19 protein-coding genes, 1 pseudogene and 2 riboswitches are annotated in these 21,253 nt (G+C 66.3%); of the genes and pseudogenes, 1 reads left to right on the forward strand and 19 read right to left on the reverse strand.

The genetic code is table 11. From position 1 onward, the window contains the following. Positions 1-107: 107 nt before the first annotated feature. The 15 genes and pseudogenes from KAY22_RS06240 to KAY22_RS06310 form a co-directional block, all read right to left on the reverse strand. Positions 108-998 (reverse strand): GntR family transcriptional regulator, encoded by an 891-nt coding sequence (locus KAY22_RS06240; RefSeq protein WP_296621253.1) that lies wholly within the window; start codon positions 996-998, stop codon positions 108-110. Beyond that, entirely contained in the window at positions 995-2,209 is a 1,215-nt protein-coding gene (locus KAY22_RS06245; RefSeq protein WP_296621256.1) for an MFS transporter, read from the reverse strand. Before KAY22_RS06245 ends, KAY22_RS06240 begins: the two co-directional genes overlap by 4 nt. A gap of 574 nt (positions 2,210-2,783) precedes the next feature. Continuing rightward, a pseudogene (locus tag KAY22_RS06250) lies at positions 2,784-3,695 on the reverse strand (MFS transporter); the annotation flags it as partial. Beyond that, entirely contained in the window at positions 3,584-3,874 is a 291-nt protein-coding gene (locus KAY22_RS06255) for a DUF1330 domain-containing protein (protein WP_296621258.1), read from the reverse strand. The pseudogene KAY22_RS06250 and the gene KAY22_RS06255, both read right to left, overlap by 112 nt. Positions 3,875-3,989: 115 nt before the next feature. Further along, positions 3,990-4,505: a bifunctional adenosylcobinamide kinase/adenosylcobinamide-phosphate guanylyltransferase gene (gene cobU, locus KAY22_RS06260; RefSeq protein WP_296621260.1), complete on the reverse strand. Its 516-nt coding sequence runs from the start codon at positions 4,503-4,505 to the stop codon at positions 3,990-3,992. Then, positions 4,502-5,974 carry a cobyric acid synthase gene (locus KAY22_RS06265; RefSeq protein WP_296621263.1) on the reverse strand — a complete coding sequence of 491 codons (1,473 nt, stop codon included), beginning with the start codon at positions 5,972-5,974 and terminating at the stop codon, positions 4,502-4,504. Before KAY22_RS06265 ends, cobU begins: the two co-directional genes overlap by 4 nt. Further along, positions 5,962-6,900: an adenosylcobinamide-phosphate synthase CbiB gene (gene cbiB, locus KAY22_RS06270; RefSeq protein WP_296621267.1), complete on the reverse strand. Its 939-nt coding sequence runs from the start codon at positions 6,898-6,900 to the stop codon at positions 5,962-5,964. Before cbiB ends, KAY22_RS06265 begins: the two co-directional genes overlap by 13 nt. Beyond that, the gene (cobD, locus tag KAY22_RS06275) at positions 6,893-7,879 is read right to left on the reverse strand and encodes a threonine-phosphate decarboxylase CobD (protein ID WP_296621270.1); all 987 of its coding nucleotides are present in this window, start codon (positions 7,877-7,879) and stop codon (positions 6,893-6,895) included. Before cobD ends, cbiB begins: the two co-directional genes overlap by 8 nt. After that, on the reverse strand, positions 7,876-8,595 hold the full coding sequence (locus tag KAY22_RS06280) for an adenosylcobinamide-GDP ribazoletransferase (protein ID WP_296621272.1): 720 nt from the start codon (positions 8,593-8,595) through the stop codon (positions 7,876-7,878). Before KAY22_RS06280 ends, cobD begins: the two co-directional genes overlap by 4 nt. After that, positions 8,592-9,161, reverse strand: a complete 570-nt coding sequence (locus tag KAY22_RS06285; protein WP_296621276.1) for a histidine phosphatase family protein — start codon at positions 9,159-9,161, stop codon at positions 8,592-8,594. The genes KAY22_RS06280 and KAY22_RS06285 overlap by 4 nt, the downstream gene beginning before the upstream one ends. Next, positions 9,158-10,171, reverse strand: a complete 1,014-nt coding sequence (gene cobT, locus KAY22_RS06290; protein WP_296621277.1) for a nicotinate-nucleotide--dimethylbenzimidazole phosphoribosyltransferase — start codon at positions 10,169-10,171, stop codon at positions 9,158-9,160. Before cobT ends, KAY22_RS06285 begins: the two co-directional genes overlap by 4 nt. Next, entirely contained in the window at positions 10,168-10,578 is a 411-nt protein-coding gene (locus KAY22_RS06295) for a DUF1636 domain-containing protein (RefSeq protein WP_296621278.1), read from the reverse strand. The genes cobT and KAY22_RS06295 overlap by 4 nt, the downstream gene beginning before the upstream one ends. A gap of 108 nt (positions 10,579-10,686) precedes the next feature. Further along, positions 10,687-12,639 carry a TonB-dependent receptor gene (locus tag KAY22_RS06300; protein WP_296621280.1) on the reverse strand — a complete coding sequence of 651 codons (1,953 nt, stop codon included), beginning with the start codon at positions 12,637-12,639 and terminating at the stop codon, positions 10,687-10,689. Positions 12,640-12,781: 142 nt separating this feature from the next. Next, a riboswitch (cobalamin riboswitch) is annotated at positions 12,782-12,977 on the reverse strand. 29 nt (positions 12,978-13,006) lie between these two features. Continuing rightward, positions 13,007-13,780: an ABC transporter ATP-binding protein gene (locus KAY22_RS06305; RefSeq protein WP_296621282.1), complete on the reverse strand. Its 774-nt coding sequence runs from the start codon at positions 13,778-13,780 to the stop codon at positions 13,007-13,009. After that, a complete protein-coding gene (locus KAY22_RS06310; protein WP_296621283.1) occupies positions 13,774-14,781 on the reverse strand; it encodes an iron ABC transporter permease in 1,008 nt (335 codons plus the stop codon). Before KAY22_RS06310 ends, KAY22_RS06305 begins: the two co-directional genes overlap by 7 nt. Before the next feature lie 128 nt (positions 14,782-14,909). Between KAY22_RS06310 and KAY22_RS06315 the strand changes: the two genes are divergently transcribed. After that, complete coding sequence (locus KAY22_RS06315; protein WP_296621317.1) at positions 14,910-15,677, forward strand: ABC transporter substrate-binding protein; 768 nt, start codon at positions 14,910-14,912, stop codon at positions 15,675-15,677. Here KAY22_RS06315 and bluB read toward each other — a convergent pair. The 4 genes from bluB to KAY22_RS06335 form a co-directional block, all read right to left on the reverse strand. Beyond that, positions 15,664-16,302, reverse strand: a complete 639-nt coding sequence (gene bluB, locus KAY22_RS06320; RefSeq protein ID WP_296621284.1) for a 5,6-dimethylbenzimidazole synthase — start codon at positions 16,300-16,302, stop codon at positions 15,664-15,666. The genes KAY22_RS06315 and bluB overlap by 14 nt on opposite strands. Positions 16,303-16,304: 2 nt before the next feature. Next, positions 16,305-16,913 carry a cob(I)yrinic acid a,c-diamide adenosyltransferase gene (cobO, locus tag KAY22_RS06325; protein WP_296621286.1) on the reverse strand — a complete coding sequence of 203 codons (609 nt, stop codon included), beginning with the start codon at positions 16,911-16,913 and terminating at the stop codon, positions 16,305-16,307. A 267-nt stretch (positions 16,914-17,180) separates the two neighbouring features. Then, positions 17,181-17,411: riboswitch (cobalamin riboswitch) on the reverse strand. A gap of 74 nt (positions 17,412-17,485) precedes the next feature. Beyond that, positions 17,486-20,149, reverse strand: coding sequence for an alanine--tRNA ligase (gene alaS / locus KAY22_RS06330; protein WP_296621288.1), 2,664 nt, complete (start codon positions 20,147-20,149; stop codon positions 17,486-17,488). Positions 20,150-20,263: 114 nt separating this feature from the next. Continuing rightward, complete coding sequence (locus KAY22_RS06335) at positions 20,264-21,103, reverse strand: LytTR family DNA-binding domain-containing protein (RefSeq protein WP_296621290.1); 840 nt, start codon at positions 21,101-21,103, stop codon at positions 20,264-20,266. Positions 21,104-21,253: the final 150 nt, after the last annotated feature.

The following is a 21,253-nucleotide window of genomic DNA, read 5'->3' on the forward strand; positions in this document are numbered from 1 at the left end:
GCTTTGCATCCGGCGAGCGCAGATGCAGCGGCGATCATCATAAGACTTCGGTACGCCATGACCGGAGCGAGACTATCGACACCCGACCGCAAGGCCAACTCGGATGATCAGCCCCCAGGCGTGTGGAGATCCAGCCTGATATGGAAGCGGTCCGACCGGTAATGCGCATAGGTCCGCAGGAACGGTATATCGTTCTTGTCGTAAACCGTCCGGGTGATGCGCAGGATAGCCGACATAGGCTCGACGTTCAGCGCCTCGACCAATGACGGGTCGGCGAGCATCGCACCGATCGTCTGTTCGGCGCGCTCGGCGTGAAGGCCGGCTTCGTCGAGCAGTTTGAGCAGCGGTGCGCGCGGCAGGGTCTTTTCGGAAATGACCTCTGCCAGTTCGCCGCGGACATAGCTGACGATATAACCGATCGGGATGCCTTCGAGACAGCGCACGCGCACGGCGCGGATCACATCGGCGCCCTCCTCTATCTTCAAAGCATTGGCGATGATGTCGGTTGCTGCACGATGCTCGACCGAGATGACGTTGACCGTCGTGCCCTCGCCCAGCGCCATCAGGCTGTCCACAGCCTGGTCGATGTTCGCCTCGATCGGCTTGGCGGGCGATTTGAAGATCACCCGGGTGCCGAGCCGCCGCCGCCGCTCGACATAATGCTGGTCGGCCAGGTCGTTCAGGACACGCCGGGCGGTGATGCGCGAGACGCTATACTGCGTCGAAAGCTCCTGCTCCGTCGGCAGGACGCTGCCATAAGGACGCTGTCCGCAGAGGATTTCATCGCGCAGGCTCAGGTAGATCTGATGATAGAGCGGCACTGCGCCTTGGCGATCGAGCACTATCCCTCCCCTGCTGGTGGCGAGCGTGGCGAAAGCCACGTTCCGCTGACCCGGCTGATCGCTCTTCGGAGGTCGTCCCCGCTTAGTCAAGTCGCCCGCAGGGTCAGCCTGGCCCAGCACATAGCCGAGGCTGGCCGTTTCGATCAGTCTGCTCATGCGGCATCCTGAGCCCAGCGGGGATATCGTCCCATGGCCAGCAGGGACAAGCTCCCTACGAGCAAGCAGCCGATCCCCGAAAGCAGTGCGGCATCATAACGCCCGGTCGCGTCGAACACCCGGCCGTAGATCACCGGCCCCATCCCGCCGCCAAAGGCGATCACGGTGTAGAAGGTGCCATAGATCAATCCATAGGCACGCCGCCCGAAATAGCGCGCGATCAGATAGGCCAGCAGGTCGAACTCGAACCCTGCGCCAAGGCCCAGCGTGACCACGGCCAGCGCCGCATGGCTGGCGTCGATCTCCGGGCGTGACAGCATGTAGCTGCCGATCATCGGCAGGATGAGAATGCCGAGGGCGCAACCCGGCGCCCAGAAGCGATCGAGCAGCCAGCCTCCGGCGATCCGCCCGGCGATCACGGAAAGGCCAAAGCCGGCGGTTATCGAGCCGATTTCGGTCAGCGAGAATTTCTGCGTGCGGAGGATGTTCTCGAGATTGGGCGTCGGCGCGGTCAGGGCAAAGGCGATCAGCAGGAAGGCGAAGGTCATGATCCAGAATCGGCGGTCACGCAGTGCTTCGCGCACCGTCAGTCCCGCCTCCACGACAGCCTCCCCCGCCGACGACAGGATTGCCGCGCCAGCCGTGCTCGTCCGTTCGCGAAAAAGGGCCGCCACCACCGGCAGGCCGATGACGATCGGCAGCGCCCCGATCACGAAAAATCCCGTGCGCCAGCCGTAGCTTCCGATCAGCCAGGCGGCGAAAGGCTTGATCAGAAAGCCGGTGATGCCGGTGCCCGTGCTGGCGATTCCGATGGCCAGCCCGCGATGCTTGTCGAACCACCCGTTGACGCTGTGCATCCACGTCGCAGTGAGCGTGCCCGCGCCGAGCGTCGACATCAGAACCCACTGGCCATAATAGACCCAGATATTGCCGCCGCTCAGACCGAGGCTCATGAACGTGAGCCCGAACAGAACGAGCGAGATGAGCGCGACCGGTTTCGCCCCATAACGATCGACCGCGAAGCCCGCGATCGGGCCGGTCGCCATCACCACCACCGATTGTACCGTGATCGATCCCATCAGCGACGCAAAGCTCCACCCGAACTCGCGTTGCAGTTCGGGCGCGAACATGCCGATGGTGTAGAAGGGCAAGGGGCTGAGCCCGAGTGCGAGCCCGACCATCGAGCCGGCCACCACGGTCCACCCTGCCACGCCGTCTCTTGGCGGGAGGGAATTCTGGGCTGAACTTTCGGACAAGGCGGTCATCGCACTTCCTGCTTGGCGGTGTGATCCGGGGCTGGACAAGGACCGGATGACGGCACATCAATAGATATATTAATATATCAATTAAAGCGGGTGAGCGGACCTTATGCGCGAAGGCTATAGTGGGTCGATCACCCGCAGCTATGTCGGCGTTCCTGCGGCAGCAGGCGCCCGACGCATGGTTCATTACCGGGTCGCAGGCTCGGGCCCGAACATCGTCCTGCTGCACGATTCCCCCCGATCCTCGCGGCTGCATGTGCCGCTGATGAAAATGCTCGCCAGTCGGTTTCGCGTCTTCGCTCTCGACACGCCCGGATATGGCAATTCCGATCCGCTCGATATCGCAACGCCGACGATCCCCGATTTTGCCGAGGCCCTCGGCACCGCCCTCGATGCTCTGGGGCTGTCTGGCGCGCCGATCTACGCTACCCACACCAGCGCCAAGATCGCGCTGGCGCTGGCGGATCGCGGTACCGAACAGCAACAGGACATGGGCCAGAGCGAGGATCCGAAAAGGCCGGTTTGCCCAGGCCAGGTGCGCCTGTCGCGCGAGATCGATGCCGCGCGGCGCATCGGGCGCCGCAACGGTGCGCGGCGCGCCTGCAAGCAGGCGCACGGCCAGAACAGTGGCCAGCAGGACGACCGCACCCACTGCCAGTGCCATTGCGAGGTGCCCGGCACGATCGGCGCCAATGCGCGCCAGCATCCAGGCTGGCAGCGTCGATCCGAGCAGTGTCCCCACAGCATTGCCATAGGTGCGCCACGCCATCAGCCGCGTCCGCTCATGCGGATCGGCCGAGCTCTCGATCACCATCGCAAAACCCGGAATGGTCAGCAGCGTGAAGCCCGAGGCGTGGAGCGCGAGCGCCAGTGTCACCACGATCTGGGTAAACAGGATCGACCCCAGGTCTGGCACGCCGAACAGCAGCGCCAGCCCCATGGGCATGGCGAAGCCCCCGGCCAGCAGAAAGGGTATCCGCCGGCCCCAGCGCGTCCGCGCGTTGTCGCTCCAGGCCCCCACTGCCGGATCCAGAAAGCCGTCATAGATCTTCACGCCCGCGAAGATCAGCCCGGCGGCGCCCGCAGCCATGCCCAGATTGTCGGTCAGGTAGCGCAGTCCCATGACCGTCACGACGTTCTGGCCGGCGGCATGGGCGACGGGCACGAGGAAAGAACCTGCACGGATCGCCCAGCGCCGCGAAGACTTGTCGATCAGGCTGCTGGCTTCGCCCATAATGGTGCTCCGCGCTGTCTTGGATGAGCAGAGACTGCCGCCTGACAAGGCCTTGGAGGGACCTGCATTGGCCTCTATCCGCCCTGCGGTCAGCCTTCGACCAGGGTCACGCTGATATCGGCCAGACCTTCGCGCAGCTTCTTCACTTCGGCATATTCGGGCGAGTTCCAGAAGCGCAGCGCGCTTTCCTTGTCCGGCCATTCGATCACGATGCCGGCCGCGCCATCGGGCCCCTCACCCTCCAGCACCTGCCCGCCCCGACCGCGCAGGATATATTTCCCGCCCATCTCTTCGGTCAGCTTCGCCACGGCCGGAGAATAGCGCGACATGAAGGGCTGAAGGTCGTGGACATGGGCAGTGATGATGAACCATGCGGGCATGGAAGCGTCTCCTCGAGGCAGTGCAGTCTCCTGCTTCGCGCGGCGTAATGCATCTCGGGCACATTTCTCGCGACTATGTCCGACAGGCGAGCGGCATCCGCGACACGGAAAAGGCTCAGCCTTTCAGGCGCAACGATAGTCCCGCCGCCAGAAGCTGCACCTCCGGCACCGCCGCAGCGACCCGCTGGTTGACGATGCCCGCCTCGTCACGAAAGCGCCGGGCGAGCGCATTGTCCGGCACGATACCCAGGCCGACTTCATTGGTGACGAGGATGACGGGGCCATCCGCATGTTCCAGAGCATCGACCAGCCGGCTCGTCGCGGCAAAGCAATCGCTGTCGGACAGGATCAGATTGCTCGTCCACAAGGTCAGACAGTCCACCAGCAGCACGGCATCCGGCGCGGCATGCCGGGCAACCGCCTCGCTCAGTGCGAGCGGACATTCGATGGTTTCCCATTCCGCCCCCCGATCTGCGCGATGGCGATCGATCCGGTCGCGCATCTCCGCGTCGAAGGCCTGCGCGGTCGCGATGAAGATGCGGCGCAATCTGGTCGCCTCGGCGCGCTGCTGGGCATAGCGGCTCTTCCCCGACCGCGCGCCGCCGATCACCAGCAGATGCGGCGCGCTCATGCCACTCTCCCCCTGCCCGCCCGCGCCAGATCAATCATGGCCGATACGTCGAGATGCGCTTCGATCGCAGCGGCGAGTTCGTCCAGCGCAGCATCGACGCGCCGCCCATGGTCGAGACCATCCGAGGCTACACCGAGACGATCGAGCAGCGCCGCCCGGAAGCCGCCCTCTGCCAGCAGGCCATGGACATAGCTGCCGATGATCCGGCCCGTCGGATCGATGGCGCCATCCTCGCCGCCATCGTCGAAGCGGACGAAGGGCGCGACGCCCACCGATCGCTGCGTCACGCCCATGTGCATCTCATAGCCGCTGAGCCTCGCCCCCAAGGCGGTCCCGCTGACCTCGCGCAGCATCTTGTGCGGCGCGAGGCAGGTCTCGACATCGAGCAGCCCCAGTCCTTCGACGCGGCCCGCCGGCCCCTCGATCCCGTCCGGATCCTCGATCGACCGACCAAGCATCTGATAGCCGCCGCACAGGCCGAGGACCTGGCCACCGCGCCGGACATGGGCGCGCAGGTCGATGTCCCAGCCTTCGGCGCGAAAGGCGGCAAGGTCTGCGATCGTGGCCTTCGATCCGGGCAGGACGATCAGCGCTGCTTCCGCCGGCAGCGGCCTGCCCGCCGTGACCATGACCAATTCGACCCCGGCTTCGGCCTTGAGCGGATCGAGATCGTCGAAATTGGCGATGCGCGGGATGATCGGACAGGCGATCAGGATACGCTTCCTCTCCGCGACAGCGACGTCCTTCTCCAGCACGACCGCATCTTCGCTCGGCAGGCGCGCCACGGCCGAAACCCAGGGCAGCACGCCGTGGCCCTTCCAGCCCGACAGCGTCTCGATCTGACGATAGCCATCCTCGAACAGGGCAGGATCGCCGCGAAACTTGTTGATGATGAAGCCCCGGATCATCGCCGCATCCTCGGGATCGATCACGGTGCGGGTGCCGACGATCGCCGCGATCACCCCGCCCCGGTCGATATCGCCGATCAGCAGAACGGGCACGCCTGCCGCACGCGCGAAGCCCATATTGGCGATATCGCCCGCGCGCAGGTTGATCTCGGCCGGCGATCCCGCGCCTTCGACGAGGACAATGTCGCAGGACCGTTCGAGCCGGCGGAAACTCTGCATCACCTCGTCGAGCAGCGGACGGCGCGCCTCGCGGAAATTGGCGGCGCCGAGCGTACCCCGGACCCTGCCGTGGACGATCAGCTGCGACGTCCGGTCCGCCTGCGGCTTGAGCAGCACCGGATTGAAATCGCTGTGGGGCGGCACACGGCAGGCGACCGCCTGGAGCGCCTGCGCGCGGCCGATTTCACCGCCGTCGATCGTCACCGCAGCGTTGTTCGACATATTCTGCGGCTTGAACGGACGGACTGAAAGCCCTCGGTTGACGAACGCGCGGCAAAGTCCGGCGACGAGCACCGACTTGCCCACGTCGGAGCCCGTGCCCTGCAACATCAGCGCAGCCATGCCCATCCTCCCGCAATCATCCAGAGTAGGCCGCACGCTCTGACATAGAGCGACAGCGCGCGGCGGATATCGCCGGCCGTCGCCCCCGGCCGCCCGTCACCGATCCAGGGCTTGTCGATCAACTGCCCGTCATAACGCAAGGGACCGGCGAGCCGCAGCCCAAGCACTCCCGCCATCGCTGCCTCCGGCCATCCGGCATTGGGCGAAGCGTGCTGGTCATGGTCGCGCCAAAGCGTCCGCCATCCGCCGCCGCCAGCCATGCAGAGCAGCACGCCCGAGAGGCGCGCCGGGATCAGGTTCAGCAGATCGTCAAGCCGCGCCGCCGCCCAGCCGAAGGCACGCCAGCGCTCCTCGCGGTGGCCGATCATGCTGTCGGCGGTATTGACCGCCTTGTAGATCCACAGTCCCGGCAGGCCTCCGACCAGCAGCCAGAAGAGCGGCGCGACGACCCCGTCGCAACAGCTTTCGGCGAGGCTCTCGATCGCCGCGCGCGCCACGCCGGCCTTGTCGAGCGCCTGCACGTCTCGGCCGACGATCCGCCCGACAGCGTCGCGGGCGCTGGCCAGGTCGCCGCTCTCGAGATGATGTGCGACCGGCCGGATATGGTCGAACAGGCTGCGCTGTGCGAGCGCGGGCCAGGCGAGCAATGCGAGGGCGACCCATGCCGCACGTCCGAATACAGTCCGACAGAGCGCTTCCATCGCGACCAGACTGCCACCGACCAGCAAGACGAGGAGGAGCATCGTCAGGACACCGAGGGTATGACGGCGCCTTGCACCCCATGTCGGCCGGTTCCAGCGGCTCTCGCACAGCGCGATCAGCCGCGCGAACCCGCCGACCGGGTGCCCGATCCGGCGATAGAGCCGGTCCGGCCAGCCCAGCGCTGTGTCAAGCACCAGCGCGGCGAGTGCAACCGTTTCAACCATCGGCGAGCGCCCGATCGAGCCGGTCCAGTGCGGCATCGTCGCGCGGCAAACCGATGCGCAGCCAGGAAGGATGTTCGGCAAAGGGACGCAGCAGAATATGGCGACGCGCCAAATGTTCGAACAGGCCATGAGCCCTTTCCGTTTCGATCAGCCGGAAAAGCGGGCAATCACCGCGCGGCGCAAAGCCTTGCCGCTTGAGGAAGCTGTCGAGCCACGCCGCGTCCGCCGTAAGCCGGGCCCGTGTCTCCGCAATCCACGATCGGTCGCGATAGGCATGGCGGCCGATAGGGATTGCGGCCGCACTCACCGGCCAGGCGCCCAGCAGAATTCGCAACCGCGCCAGGAAATCGGGCGGCCCGATCACGAAGCCGAGCCTCAGGCCCGCCAGACCAAAGAATTTGCCGAAGGAGCGCAGCACGATCAGCCGCCGGGACATCGATACGTCTCCGGCGAGGCTCAGCTTCGGGTGGGTCTCTGCATAGGCCTCGTCCACCACCAGCCAGCGGCTACCTCGCGCGTCGTGCAAGAGGTGCAGAGTGTCGCGGTCGATGATCCTGCCATCGGGGTTGTTCGGGTTGGCAAGGACGATCGCTGTGCCCCTGACTGCGCCGGCCATCGCCCGATCGAGAGTGACGCATTCCGCCCGGTCAAACATTTCGACATGGGTGCGATAGCTGGGCTCGATGACCGTGCCCGTCCCGCCAAGCAGGCCGCCGATCAGGCGAAGTGCGATTTCGCTACCCGGAACTGCACAAACATGCGCGACGGCGCAGCCGAAATGCCGCGCGGCAGCCTCTTCCAGATCGGCCAGCGCCTCATCGTCGGGCAGCCGTGTCCAGTCGATCGGCAGCGATGGCGGGATGGGCCAGGGGCGTGGGTTGATACCGGTCGAGAGGTCGAGCCAATCGCTCTCCGCACCGCCGAAACGGTCGCGCGCGGCCGAGAGGCCACCGCCATGCCAGGTCCAGCGCTCGATCATCGCAGCCAGCTCGCCGCGACGACGCAGAACAGCAACCAGCTCTCGGTCAACTCGATACCCGCGCCGTGGCTGTCACCGGAAATGCCGCCCAGCTTACGGCGCACAAAGACATGCCACGCGGCCATGGCAGGAGGTGCGATCAACAGAATCGGCGCGAAGATCGAGCACAGCCCGAGCAGACCCAGCCACATCAGGAGATGGCGAGCCTTCGTACCACTGCGCAGGCCGCTCGCCAGACCGCCGTGAAGCGACGGCAGGCTCAGCGTCCAGAAGATCGGGCCGATCCTTGCGGCGACAGGGACAAGCAGCAGGGTAAGCCAGTCCTCGCTGCCGATCGCAGCGTGCAGCAGAACCAGCTTCGCCGCGATCTGCGCGCCGATGGCGACGGCTCCAAAGCTGCCGATATGCGGATCGGCCATCACCTTCGACAGCCGCTCGGGGTCGCCATGCGCTGCGCCGAGCCCGTCGACGACGTCCGCGAGGCCGTCGAGGTGGAGCGCTCCGGTCATCCCGGTCCAGGCCAGCAACGCGAACAGCGCGGCGATCCAAGGGTCATGGGGGGACAGCAGAAAGCCTACCGCCATGACCGGCAGGCCGACGACAAGACCGGCAGCAGGCAACCACGGCATGAGACAGTCGAAGTCCGCAGCGCGCGCCATCCGCTTTGGCAGCGGCAGGCGCGTCATGAACAGGAGGGCAGCGAGGAGACCCTTCATGCGCGCAACCCTACGATTTGCGCCGCGCCGCCATCGCCCGGCCAGATCTCCAGACTGATCAGCGCGGCATTGCCCAATCGGAAGGCCCAGACCTGGCGCATGTCGAAACCGCAGAGATGTGCGAGGGCAGCGCGGATCGACCCGCCATGGGCGACGACGAGCGTCGACCGCCGCTCCATGTCTGAAAGTGCATCACTGACGCGGCGGACCAGATCGGACCATCTTTCGCCTTCTTCGGGCGGATGCTTATCCGGGTCGGTCCAGAAGCGCGAAAGCGCTTGGGGATCGAGATCGCGCGGATCCAAGCCATCCCAGTGTCCGAAGTCGAGTTCGCGCCAGGCCCGATCGATCCGCAGTTCGACGCGATGTGCGCGAGCGATACGCTGCGCGGCCACCGTGCAGCGCTGCAGGTCGGAGCTTACCACGAGGTCGAAGTTCAGGTCCGACGCCTGATCAATACAGGCGTCTATCCCCGCCGCCGTCGGCGCTACATCGGTGCGCCCGTTGAAACGCCCGCCATCAGCGGTTGCTCCGTGGCGCATCAGATGCAGCGCAAAGGGTCTCATGCGCGGTTCGCCACCCCGGCTTCCGCGAAGCTCGCCATACCGGCATGAGCTTCCAGAGCCGCCCGGACGAGCATCGCCGCAAGCGCCGCGCCACTGCCTTCGCCGAGACGCATGTCGAGGTTGAGCAATGGGCGCAAACCGAGCCGGTCGAGCAATCGGATATGGCCGGGCTCGGCCGACTGATGCCCGGCTAGGCAATGGGCGGTGATCGCCGGATTGGCCGCTGCAAGCGGGGCAATCGCGGCACAGCAGATATAGCCGTCGAGGAGGATGGGGACCCGCAATTGCCGCGCGCGCAATACGGCGCCAGCAATCGCCACGATCTCGCGCCCGCCGAGGCGACGCAGCGTCTCGAAGGCCGTGGACGGAGCGTCACGATGCCGCGCCAGCCCAGCCTCGACCGCCGCGATCTTGCGCGCCATCCCGACATCGTCGACGCCGGTACCCGGTCCGGTCCACAGCATGGCGGAGCCCCCGAAACTGCGCGCTGCGAGTGCGGCTGCGGCCGTCGAATTGCCGATGCCCATCTCGCCGAGCGCGATCAGATCGAGATCCTCGGAAACCGTCCGCGCGCCAATCGACAAGGCCTCGAGACAATCGTCGACCGACAGAGCCGCGCCCTCGGTGAAGTCGGCCGTCGGCCGATCGAGATCAATCGCCACGACCTCCAGTGCGAGCCCTGCGGCGCCTGCAAGCGCATTGATCGCCGCCCCGCCCGCCTGGAAATTCGCAACCATCTGCGCGGTGACGGCGACCGGGAAGGCGCTGACTCCGCGTGCGGCGACGCCGTGATTGCCCGCGAAGACGACGACCTTTCCTTTGTCGCACGTCGGGATCGGCCTTCCCTGCCAACCCGCCATGAACAGCGCCAGTTCCTCCAGTCGACCGAGCGATCCCCTCGGCTTGGTCAGACTGTCCTGCCGCTCGCGCGCAGCCACTATCGCCGCGGCATCGGCCTCACCGATATCGCGCAGGGCCTTTTCGACCGCATCGACCGACGCATAGATCATGGCAGGATATGGCCTTCGGGCGGCGAGCGGGTCAGGAAATGGCCCTTCACGCCCTGCGGCCATTCCGCGTAGCGCACGCTGCCGATATCGCTTTCGGCGTAGAGCAGCGCGTAATCGAGGATCGCCCGCGCCGCCGGCTCATCGGGGTTGAAGCGTCCCAGAACATAGCTGAACTTGCCGGCCGCGCGGAGATGGACAGCCACCGGTTCTCCACAGGCGAAGAGGCAGGGCATCGCCTGAATATCGATCCCGTGATAGCCGGGATCACCGTCGCGCACGGACTTCAACACTTGCCCAAACAGAGCGCCGCCGCCCCTGCCGTCACCATCGCCGCGCTGCTCGGGCGACAAGCGGCAGGTGCTGCACACGACGATCGACAGGCCAGACCCGACCGGTTCAAAGGGCATGCCGGACTCCCCTTGGAGCGCCGGGCAGCGGAACGCGGCCGCATCCCCGGGATGCGACCGCCTTCCTTCCCCCGCCGCAGCGAGACCAGCGATGCGGGGGGACGCGCATCAGAAGCGGCCCCGCACGCCGGCATAGACGCTCCGGCCGAGCGACCCATAGCGATAGGCGGTCATATAGCCCTCATCGAACAGGTTCTCGACGCGGGCGAACAGGCGAACCTGATCCGACAGCGCATATTCCGCGCGGAGATCGACCAGCGTGTAATCGTCCAGCCACTGGCTGTTCGATGCGTTGTCGAAGCTATGTCCCGACCAGCGCAGCGCGACACCGGTGCTCAGCCCCATCGGCCAGTCATAGCTTATCGACCCGTTCGCCTGCTGGCGCGGACGCCGGGGCAGCCACTTGCCGAAACTGGTACTGCCGGGCGACCTGTCCTCGGCCATCGTCCAGGTGTAATTGGCATCGATCGTCAGGCCGGTCACCGGGCTCACGCTGGCTTGCGCCTCGATGCCCTGCGCTTTTGCGCGCGACACGTTCTGATAATAGCCGAAGCGGCGGATCGTCGTACCGGGCTGGAAGCAGAGCGGCGTGGTCGAACTGCTCGAACAGCCGATATAGACGATCAGGTCGCGACTCGTGCGCTCGAACCAGACGGCCCCGACCTGAACCTTGTCTCCGAACAGCCGCTGTTCGGCACCGGCTTCCCAGCCCCGCGCGCGTTCCGGTGCGAGCGCATCATTCCCATATTCCGAATAGAGCTGGTAGAGGGTCGGCGCCTTGAAGCCTTCGCCATAGCTCGCGCGAATTCGGGTTCCCGTGGGCAGGTTCACCACACCACCCGCCGAGAACAGGGTCTTGGCCCCATAGCGCTGGTGGTCGTCGCGACGCACCCCGCCGTTGAGCGTGAGGCCGGTGATGGGCTGCAGGCTGATCTGCCCATAAATGCCCGTGATCTCGCTCTTTCCGCGCACCGGCGCCGGGATCGGTGTCGACAGTGCAGCGGGTGGCGACACGCTGCGGAAGCGCGACCGCTCATTCTCGACGCCGAACAGCAGGAGGTCCCGTTCGCTGATCGCGAAGCTGCCCTGATATTCGAGGCGCTGGTTGCGACCGGCCGCGTCGAAGGTCTTGGCCCGCTGGTTGCGCGGGTCGTAATTGTCCCGGTTGGTGTCGGTATAGCCATAAGCGAAGCGATTGCGCAGGCGCTTGTCGAACAGGTCGATGTTCAGGCCGGCATAGCCGACGAACTCGCGGCTTCTCCCATAAGCGGGATTGTCCGCGCCGACCGCGTCGAAATCATTCTGGCCGCGCGCATAATAGCCGCGAACGTCAGCACGGACATTCTCGCTGATCTCCAGTTCCGCGCGGCCCGACAGGTTGCGATTGGTGTAGCCGTCGCGCTCACGCCCGCCGAAGGATGAGGCGAACGCCGAAATGCCGTCGGTCGTGAAGGCCTGCCCACCGATCCGCCAGGTCAGCGCTCCCTGTCGCCCGCCCAGCGCCGCCCGGGCGCTGGCCGTCTGGCGCGATCCCGCCTCGATGTCGAAGCTACCTTCCAGCGGTGCCTTGGGCAGCGGGGTCACGATGTTGACGACACCGCCGATCGCCTGGCTGCCCCACAGCGTCGACTGCGGGCCACGGAGCACCTCGATCCGCGAGACGTCGCCGACCAGCAGGTTGGAGAAGTTGTAGCCGCCGCCCGTCGACGAGGGGTCGTTGAGTTTGACGCCGTCGATCACGACCACAGTCTGGTCGCTCTCGGCGCCGCGGATGCGCAGCGAAGTCGACGTGCCATAGCCGCCATTGCGGGCCATGCTGATACCGGGCGTGCGCAACAGCAATTCGGTGACGCCGATATCCTGGCTGCGATCGATCGCAGCCTTGTCGAGCAAGGTGATCGAGTCCGGCACGCGATCCAGATTCAGCGGCAGGCGGGTCGCCGTCACCAGGATCGTTTCCACATCGGCGGCGGCATCGGGCGGCGGAGCCTCCTGGCCGTCGTCGGCGAAAGCCGCAGCGGAAGAGAGGAGAAGGCAGAATAACGAAATATGTTTCAACACGAATGGGCACCCCATGACGAAGGAGCCGCACCCGCAGGGGGACAACCGGGCCGAAAAGGCACGACATATCCCCGCGCAAAGCACGGTCCAGACATGTCGTCTCTCGGGTTTACCCCCGTCCGCCCGGCACACCCTGTCCGCGCGAAGGACGACCGCGACGGGCAGGTCTCCTGGCTTGCGGGTCAACGCCCTGTTCGTGCCGCCTTCTCAGGATCGCGAAGATCCCAATGGCATGTGGCCCGATGGCTCGCCGCTCACAGTTGCAGGGGCAGCCGGGGTCTCGAACCCCGTTCCCTTTTCATCCCCGTCCCCGGGGAACCTGTCGCGGCCGGGTCGTTACCGCAGTGCATCGGCGGGCGTCAATCGTCTATCCGCGCCCCAGGGCAATCACGGATGACACCCCATCGACATGATCAAGATAGGCTTTTATTCCATAGACTTCTGACAGGTTTCTCGACGTCATGACAGCTTCCGGCGTGCCGTCGGCGACGATATGCCCCCTGTTCATGAGCAATATCCTGCCGCAATGGCGCGCGGCCATGGTCAGGTCGTGAAGCACGACGACGACCAGCGCGCCCTGTTTCGCTTCCCGATCGAGCAGGGCCATCATGTCGATCTGATGACCGGGATCCAGCGCGGCCAGCGGCTCGTCCGCCAGCAGTCCGCCCGCGCCCACGGCGAGCGCCCGCGCCATCATCACCCGCGCGCGTTCGCCCCCCGACAATTCGGTCACGGTGCGCTGGGCGAGATGCTCGATCTCGGTCCGTTGCATCGCCTCGACAACGGCGGAGCGATCCGCGTCGCTCATCCGCGAGAGCGGCCCCATATGGGGCAAACGGCCTAGGGCCACGAGGCGTTCGACGCTGAGCGGCCAGTGCAGATTCTGGCCCTGCGGCAGATAAGCAAGACGCTTCGCCCGCTCGGACGGCGCAATATCCGCGATCGCACGGCCGTCGATCCGCACCTCGCCCGACGCCGCAGGAAGCAGGCCCAGCATGCCGCGCACGAGAGTCGACTTGCCCGCGCCGTTAGGCCCGATGATCCCGATCAGCGATCCACCCTGGAGGTCGGCACTGACGCCGTCGACGACCGCGCGATCCCCCAGCCTGAGTACCAGATCGCGAACAGAGACGGTCACCATGCGCGGCGCTCCCGGAGAAGATGGACGATGAAGACCGGCACGCCCAGAAAGGCCGTAACGACCCCCAGCTTCAGTTCGTTGGACGTGGGTAGCAGGCGGACCAATATGTCGGCGAGGGTCAAAAGCGCGGCCCCTGCCATCATCGACGGCACCAGCGTCGCCGATGGACTCCGGTCGGTGAAGGGGCGGACGAGATGCGGCACGATCAGCCCGACGAAACCGATCGCCCCCGACACCGCGACCGCACCGCCGACACCGATAGCGACGCCCAGCAACAAGCGACGCCGGCTCCGCCCGAGGTCGAAGCCGAGCGAGCGGGCGCCATCCTCCCCCAGTGCCAGCGCATCGAGCACCCGACCGTCGCGTAACAGAAGAAATGCACCGAGTGCGACGCAGGGCAGCGCGATCCAGACATGCTCGATCGAGCGATTCTCGACCGATCCGAGCAGCCAGGTCATGATCTCCATCGCGGCAAAGGGATTGGGCGACAGATTGAGCGCCAGGCTGATGCCCGCGCTCGCCAGCGTCGCGATCGCGATGCCGGCCAGAATCAGAGTGAGCGGGCTTTCGCCGCGTCCCGCGAGATAGACGAGCAGCGCCAACGCGATCAGCGCCGCCCCGATCGCCATCAGCGGCAGCAGGAGGACGTTCCATTCGGACAAACCATAATAGATCGCAGCCACCGCACCGAGTGCCGCCGCGTTCGATGCTCCGAGCACCGACGGTTCGGCCAGCGGGTTGCGCAGATAGCCCTGCAGAACCGCCCCGGCGAGGCCCAGCATAGCCCCGACTGCGAGGCCGACCACCGTCCTCGGCAGCCGAAGATCGATCAGGATGATGCGCGCCACGGCATCGCTCTTGCCGACCAGCACCGCCGCCATACGCGCCAGGCCGATCGGGACGGCGCCGAGCGCGATCGAACCGACAGCCGCCGCCAGGAGCAGCAGCAGGAGCAGCGGCATCAGTGCGGGATGATGGCGGCGTCTGGTCCCGCTCACCATGGGAGTGCTCCTGTCTCTGGCCGCTTGCCTGCCGCAAAACTCTCTCTATGAGCGCCGGCACCATGCACCTGCGCCCTGCCCTTTTCGCCGGTCTTGCGACCCTGGCCTTCGCCGCGCCCCCCGCCACCATGGCCGATGCACGCCCCGCGAACGCACCAAAACGGATCGTTTCGCTGAACCTGTGCGCCGACCAGCTGGTCATGGCGCTGGCCGATCGCGACCAGATCGCGGGGCTCACGCGCAATGCCACCGACGCCGAAATGTCGGCGATGGCGAGCAAGGCGGTCGGGCTGCCCCTCGCCGACAATTCGGCCGAGCGGATATTGGCGATCAATCCCGATCTGGTCGTGGGCATGCCCGCCCGCCGCAGCGCCGCGCTGCGCATGCTGCGCTCGCAGAAGTACAGGCTGCTCGATCTGGAAACCGCCGACGATCTCGCCGGCATCTACACGTCGATCCGCGCGACCGCCGAAGCGGTCGGACACCCCCAACGGGGCGAGGCACTGATCGCCGACATGGAGCGCGGGCTGGCCGGCATCCGGTCCGCAGGCCGTGGCCGCGTCGCCGCTTATTATCAGCGGCGCGGGTTCATGACGGGCACCGGTACGCTGATCGACGACATCATGCGGCGCGTGGGTCTGGTCAATCTGGCGGGCCGGCTCGGCAAGCCCGCCCTTGCCCAATTGAGTGTCGAGGAGATGGTGGCAGCCCGGCCCGACTTCCTGATCGTCGAAAGCGCGACCGACCGGATCACCGACCAGGGGACCGAAATGCTGCACCACCCGGCGCTGCGCGACATTCCCCGCATCAGCATTCCGCAGGCCTGGACGGTGTGCGGCACACCCGATTATGTCCGCGCGACGCGGGCGATTGCGGCGGCGATCACAGCACACTGACATTGTCCCGCCAGGGCACGCGCGCCTGCCATCCACGCCGCTGCAGTTCGGGTACGTCGTCCTCACCTTCAGCTTGGCCGAGGCAGAGCAAAGCGACAAAGCGCCAGGAGCGCGGAACGCCGAGCAGCTTGGCGATATGGTCCGGCTGCACGATCGACACCCAACCGAGTCCGATCCCGCGCGCCCGGGCGGCGAGCCACAGGGTGTGTATGGAGAGCACGACCGAGTAGCACAGCGCCTCGGGCATGGTCGCGGCTCCGAGCCGCCGGCCGCGTGGCCCCGCTTCATCGCAGAAGACCGCCACGATCTCCGGAGCTTGGCGCAGCCCGTGCAGTTTGAGCACATCATAGCGTCCGCGCAGACGGGGATCTGCGTACCGATCACCCGCCGCGCGGACCTGCTCGTCGGCGTGGGTCGCAAGTGCCACACGGAGATCCGTGCTGCGGATGCGGACGTAGCGCCATGGCTGGGCATTGCCGACCGACGGCGCGAGCTGGGCGATGCGCAGCAGATCGTCGACCAGCGCATCGTCGAGAGGATCGTTGCGAAAATGCCGGACATCGCGACGCCAGAGCAGCAATTCCTCGAGCGCCCCTGGCAGGTCCGGCAGGCCCGACATCGGCATCGTCAATACTCGATACCGGCCTGGGCGCGGACATTCTGGTCGCGAAAGGGATGCTTGATCGACGCCATGTCGGTGACGAGATCCGCCATGTCGATCAATTCCTGCGGCGCGTTGCGACCGGTGATCACGACGTGCGTCATCGCCGGCTTTGCGCGCAGCGCCTCGACCACCTCTTCGACCGGCAGATAGCCGTAGCGCAGCACGATGTTGAGCTCGTCCGCCAGCACGAGCCGATAGCTCGGGTCGGCGATCATGCGCTTCACCTCCTCCCAGGCCGTGCGCGTGACGGCGATGTCGCGCGAACGGTCCTGCGTATCCCAGGTGAAGCCCTCGCCCATCGGCTTGAACTCGACGAGGTGGGGGAACTGGTCGAACACGACCTTCTCCCCGCTGTCCATCGCGCCCTTCACGAACTGGATGACGCCGACCTTCATGCCGTGGCCGATCGCGCGGATGACCATGCCCAGCGCAGCGGAGGTCTTGCCCTTGCCGGTACCGGTATGGACGATGATCAGCCCTTTTTCGACGGTCTTGGTCGCGATCTTGCGCGCCTGGGCCGCCTGGAGCTTGACCATCTTCTCCTTATGCTCTTCGTCGGTGCGGGCCTTCATGCGGCCAGCTCCCGACGCAAGTGGGATGCTTCGGCCAGCGAAGCGGAACTCGGATGATAGGCGGGTTCGGTCATGCTCTTTCCCCGTGCGCCGACGACGATCGGCGGGGGCGAGCGTCATTGGCCGGGAAGAGCCGGCGCGCGACGACCGGCCGCTTTCCCCGGGCAGGCGCACGCGCCCAAGGAAGATCGGCCGCGCGGCCCCTGCCGCACTGCTTCGTCGCTCAGACGGAGAAAAAACCGTGCCGTGGCCATCCCCTGGACCAGGCAAGAGCGACCGAGCGCCGGCAGGTCTCCTGGCTCACGGGTCACAGCACGATGCACGGCCTTCCCAGTCGCCTTCCGGCATCCAGTGGCCTGCGCCTTTCCGGGGAAAGACGCGCTGCGCATCGCGCTCGCCGCTTACAGTTGCAGGGACAGCCTCGGATTCGGAAGGACAACCTTCCTCACCGCGTTCCCATTTTAAGCCCTTTCGGGCACCGGCGCGATCTGTCGAACCCGGCGCAGAACGCCGGGGTCGGGAGCCTCATAGGAGATGTGTGCGCGCCTGCCAAGCGGACGCGTCGGCCGGGATCAGGCGGAAAGCTGCGCCAGTTGTGCGCGGACGGCGTCGATCGCCTCGGCAGCGCGCGATCCGTCGGGACCGCCACCCTGCGCCATATCGGGCCGGCCACCGCCGCCCTGCCCGCCCAGCGCCGCGACAGCGGTCTTGACGAGATCGACGGCGCTGACCCGATCGACCAGATCGGCGGTCACGCCGGCAGCGACACTCGCGCGGCCCTCGTTGACCGCGACGATCATCGACACGCCCGAGCCGAGGCTCGCCTTGGCATCGTCGACCAGCCCGCGCAGGCCCTTGGGGTCGAGCCCTTCGACATTCTGCGCGAGGAAGGCGACACCGCCGACCGTCTCGGGGCCGGCAGCCTCGGTCTTGCCGCCGCCGCCCAGCGCCAGGGCCTTTCTGGCGTCGGCCAGTTCGCGTTCGAGCCTGCGGCGTTCTTCCACCAGTGCGGCAATGCGCGCCGGAACCTCGTCGGGCGAGGTCTTCAGGGCGGCAGCCGCTTCCTTGAGCTTCTCATCACGCTGGGTGAACCACTGGCGCGCCCCCTCGGCCGTCAACGCCTCGATCCGGCGGACGCCGCTCGACACCGCACTCTCGCCGACGATCTTGAACAGGGCGATATCGCCGAGCGCGGAGACATGGGTGCCGCCGCACAGTTCGACCGAATAATTCTTGCCGGGCGTATCGGCTCCGAGTGCGCCCATCGACAAGACGCGAACCTCGTCGCCATATTTCTCACCGAACAGCGCCATGGCGCCGGCCTCGATCGCCGCGTCGGGGGTCATCAACCGGGTGGTGACCTCCTCATTTTCGCGAATGTGGCGGTTCACCTCGGCTTCGACTGCGGCGATGTCTTCGGCCGTCAGCGCCTTGGGGTGCGAGAAGTCGAAGCGCAGGCGGTCCGCCGCGACGAGGCTGCCCTTCTGCGTCACATGACCGCCCAGGCGGTTGCGCAGCGCGGCGTGCAGCAGGTGCGTCGCCGAATGGTTGGCGCGGATGCGCGAACGGCGCTCGCCATCGACCGACAGATGCAGCGCGGCGCCGACCTTGACGCTGCCTGCGACGATCCGCCCGCGATGCGCGTGGAGGCGGCCGAGCGGCTTGGCGGTATCCTCGACCGCGATCTCCAGACCATCGTCGCCGGTGATCGTGCCGGCATCGCCCATCTGGCCGCCGCTCTCACCATAGAAGGGGGTCTGATTGGTGATCAGCACGACCTCGTCGCCGGCAGTCGCCATGTCCGTGCGCTGGCCGTCCTTGACGATAGCGAGCAGCTGGCCCTCGCCCTCTTCGCTGACATAGCCGGTGAACTCGGTGCTGCCGAACTCCTCGGCGATATCGAACCAGACCTCGTCGGAGGCCTTTTCGCCCGATCCCTTCCACGCGGCGCGCGCCGCAGCCTTCTGTTCGGCCATCGAGCTGTCGAAGCCGCTGCGATCGACCGCCAGATTCTGGGCGCGCAGCGCATCCTCGGTCAGGTCATAAGGGAAGCCGAAGGTGTCGTAGAGCTTGAAGGCGACTTCGCCTGCCAGGACATCGCCGGGCTTCATGCCGGCGGTTGCCTCGTCGAGCAGTTTCAGGCCGTTGGCGAGGGTCTGGCGGAAGCGGGTTTCCTCGAGCTTCAGCGTCTCCTCGATCAGCGGCTGCGCGCGGACCAGTTCGGGATAGGCGGCGCCCATTTCGGCAACGAGGCTGGGCACCAGGCGGTGCATCAGCGGCTCGGCCGCGCCGAGCAGATGGGCATGGCGCATCGCCCGGCGCATGATCCGGCGCAGAACATAGCCGCGTCCTTCATTCGCCGGCAGCACGCCGTCGGCCACGAGGAACCCGGAGGCACGGAGATGGTCGGCGATCACGCGGTGCGACGCCTTGAAGTCGCCATCGGTCGCGCTCTTCGTCAGTTCGCCCGAGGCGGCGATCAGCGTCTTGAAGGTGTCGGTATCGTAATTGTCGTGGACGCCCTGCATCACGGCGGCGATACGCTCCAGCCCCATGCCGGTGTCGATCGAGGGCTTGGGCAGGTCGACCCGCGTTTCCTTGTCGACCTGCTCATATTGCATGAAGACGAGGTTCCAGATCTCGACGAAGCGATCGCCGTCCTCGTTCGGGCTGCCCGGAGGGCCGCCGAAGATGTGATCGCCATGGTCGTAGAAGATTTCGGAACAGGGACCGCAGGGGCCGGTGTCGCCCATCGACCAGAAATTGTCCGAGGTCGGGATGCGGATGATCCGGCTTTCGGGCATACCGATCTTCTTCCACAGCCCGAACGCCTCGTCGTCGGTGTGGTAGACCGTCACCGTGAGCCGGTCCGGCGAAATGCCCCATGTGCCGGTGATCAGGTTCCAGGCGAGCGAAATCGCCCGTTCCTTGAAATAATCGCCGAACGAGAAATTGCCGAGCATCTCAAAGAAGGTGTGATGCCGCGCGGTGTAGCCGACATTGTCGAGGTCGTTATGCTTGCCGCCGGCCCGCACGCATTTCTGCGACGAGGTCGCGGTCGTGTACCCGCGTTTCTCGAGCCCGGTGAAGACATTCTTGAACGGCACCATCCCCGCATTGGTGAACATCAGCGTGGGATCATTATGCGGCACCAGCGGCGCCGACGGGACCAGTTCATGGCCCTCCCGCGCGAAATGATCGAGGAAGGAGCGGCGGATGTCGTTGGTCGAGGTCATGCCAGCGACTTAGGCGAGACCCGGCCGCTTCTCAAGCGGTGATGGTGGTTTCGCGGGATGTCGATGATGCCCTTCGGGGCAGCGTCTTGCTCCCGCGGATAGCAGCGCGATCGGTCACGCGGCGGAAGCGGGTTCGTCCAGCCATCCCCGCTCGCGGAGGTGGACGATGCGGTTACGGGCTACGGGCACGCGCAGCCCATTGCTAAGCAGCAGGACGACCGAGCGGCCATCCCGCTCCCACCGGACGACCGCCCGCCGGTCGACCCACCAGGACCGGTGCACCTGCATACCGCGCTCTTCGTCGATCTCCGCCATCACGTCCCGCAGCGCCGCATGATGAAGATAGGAGCGCCCCGGAAGATGGACGCGGACATGATGGTCCTCCATCTGCAAGCAGAGCGCGATTTCGAGCAAATGAGCAGGGAGGGCGGCCGAGCGAGCGGGCGAGAACGCATCCGCAAGATGGTCAGGACCGGTCAGTGCCGACTGCGAAGCATCGGCGAGTCCAGCCCGGCTCCTAGCCAGCCAGGACGATGGCCTGCTCCGGCCCATCTCGATCCAGGTCAAGGCGGCCATCGCAGGAAGGGCGACCATGATCGTGAGACCATACCAGTCGAACATCGACATGGCCGCGGCGCGGCGCGGCCAGAAGACGTAGGTCTGGATCGCGCCGAGCAAGGCGAGCGGAACACTCGTCACGATTACAGCCGCGAAAAAGCAGAAGAGCGGTGGAAAACCCCGCCGCCGCCCGGCGCGCAACGCGGCGACCATGGCAGGCCAGAGGAGCAAGCTGCCGATCCAGAACAGGCCGGTCCAATAGGCCATTCGCCGAAAAACGTCCGACTCATAGCTGCCGAAAGGACCCAGCAGGCCGAATTCGAGCCCCGCCAGGGTCGCCCAGCCCAATACGCTGGCCCACCGCTCGGGGCGCTTGAGGAGGTCGCTCGAGTCCATGGCGCATCATTGCTGCAAAGCATGGACTGACGGCAAGGGACTTTGCCGTGCCGTTCGCCAGTTCGCCCGTTCGCCCATTCACGAAGCCGGGCTCGCCCTCTCGCGATGACGCGGCCAGGCACCTATCCGACTGGGGTTTTGGAAAGGAGA

Origin of the sequence: Rhizorhabdus sp. (genome assembly GCF_018006725.1) — a bacterium.
Classification (GTDB): Bacteria; Pseudomonadota; Alphaproteobacteria; order Sphingomonadales; family Sphingomonadaceae; genus Rhizorhabdus.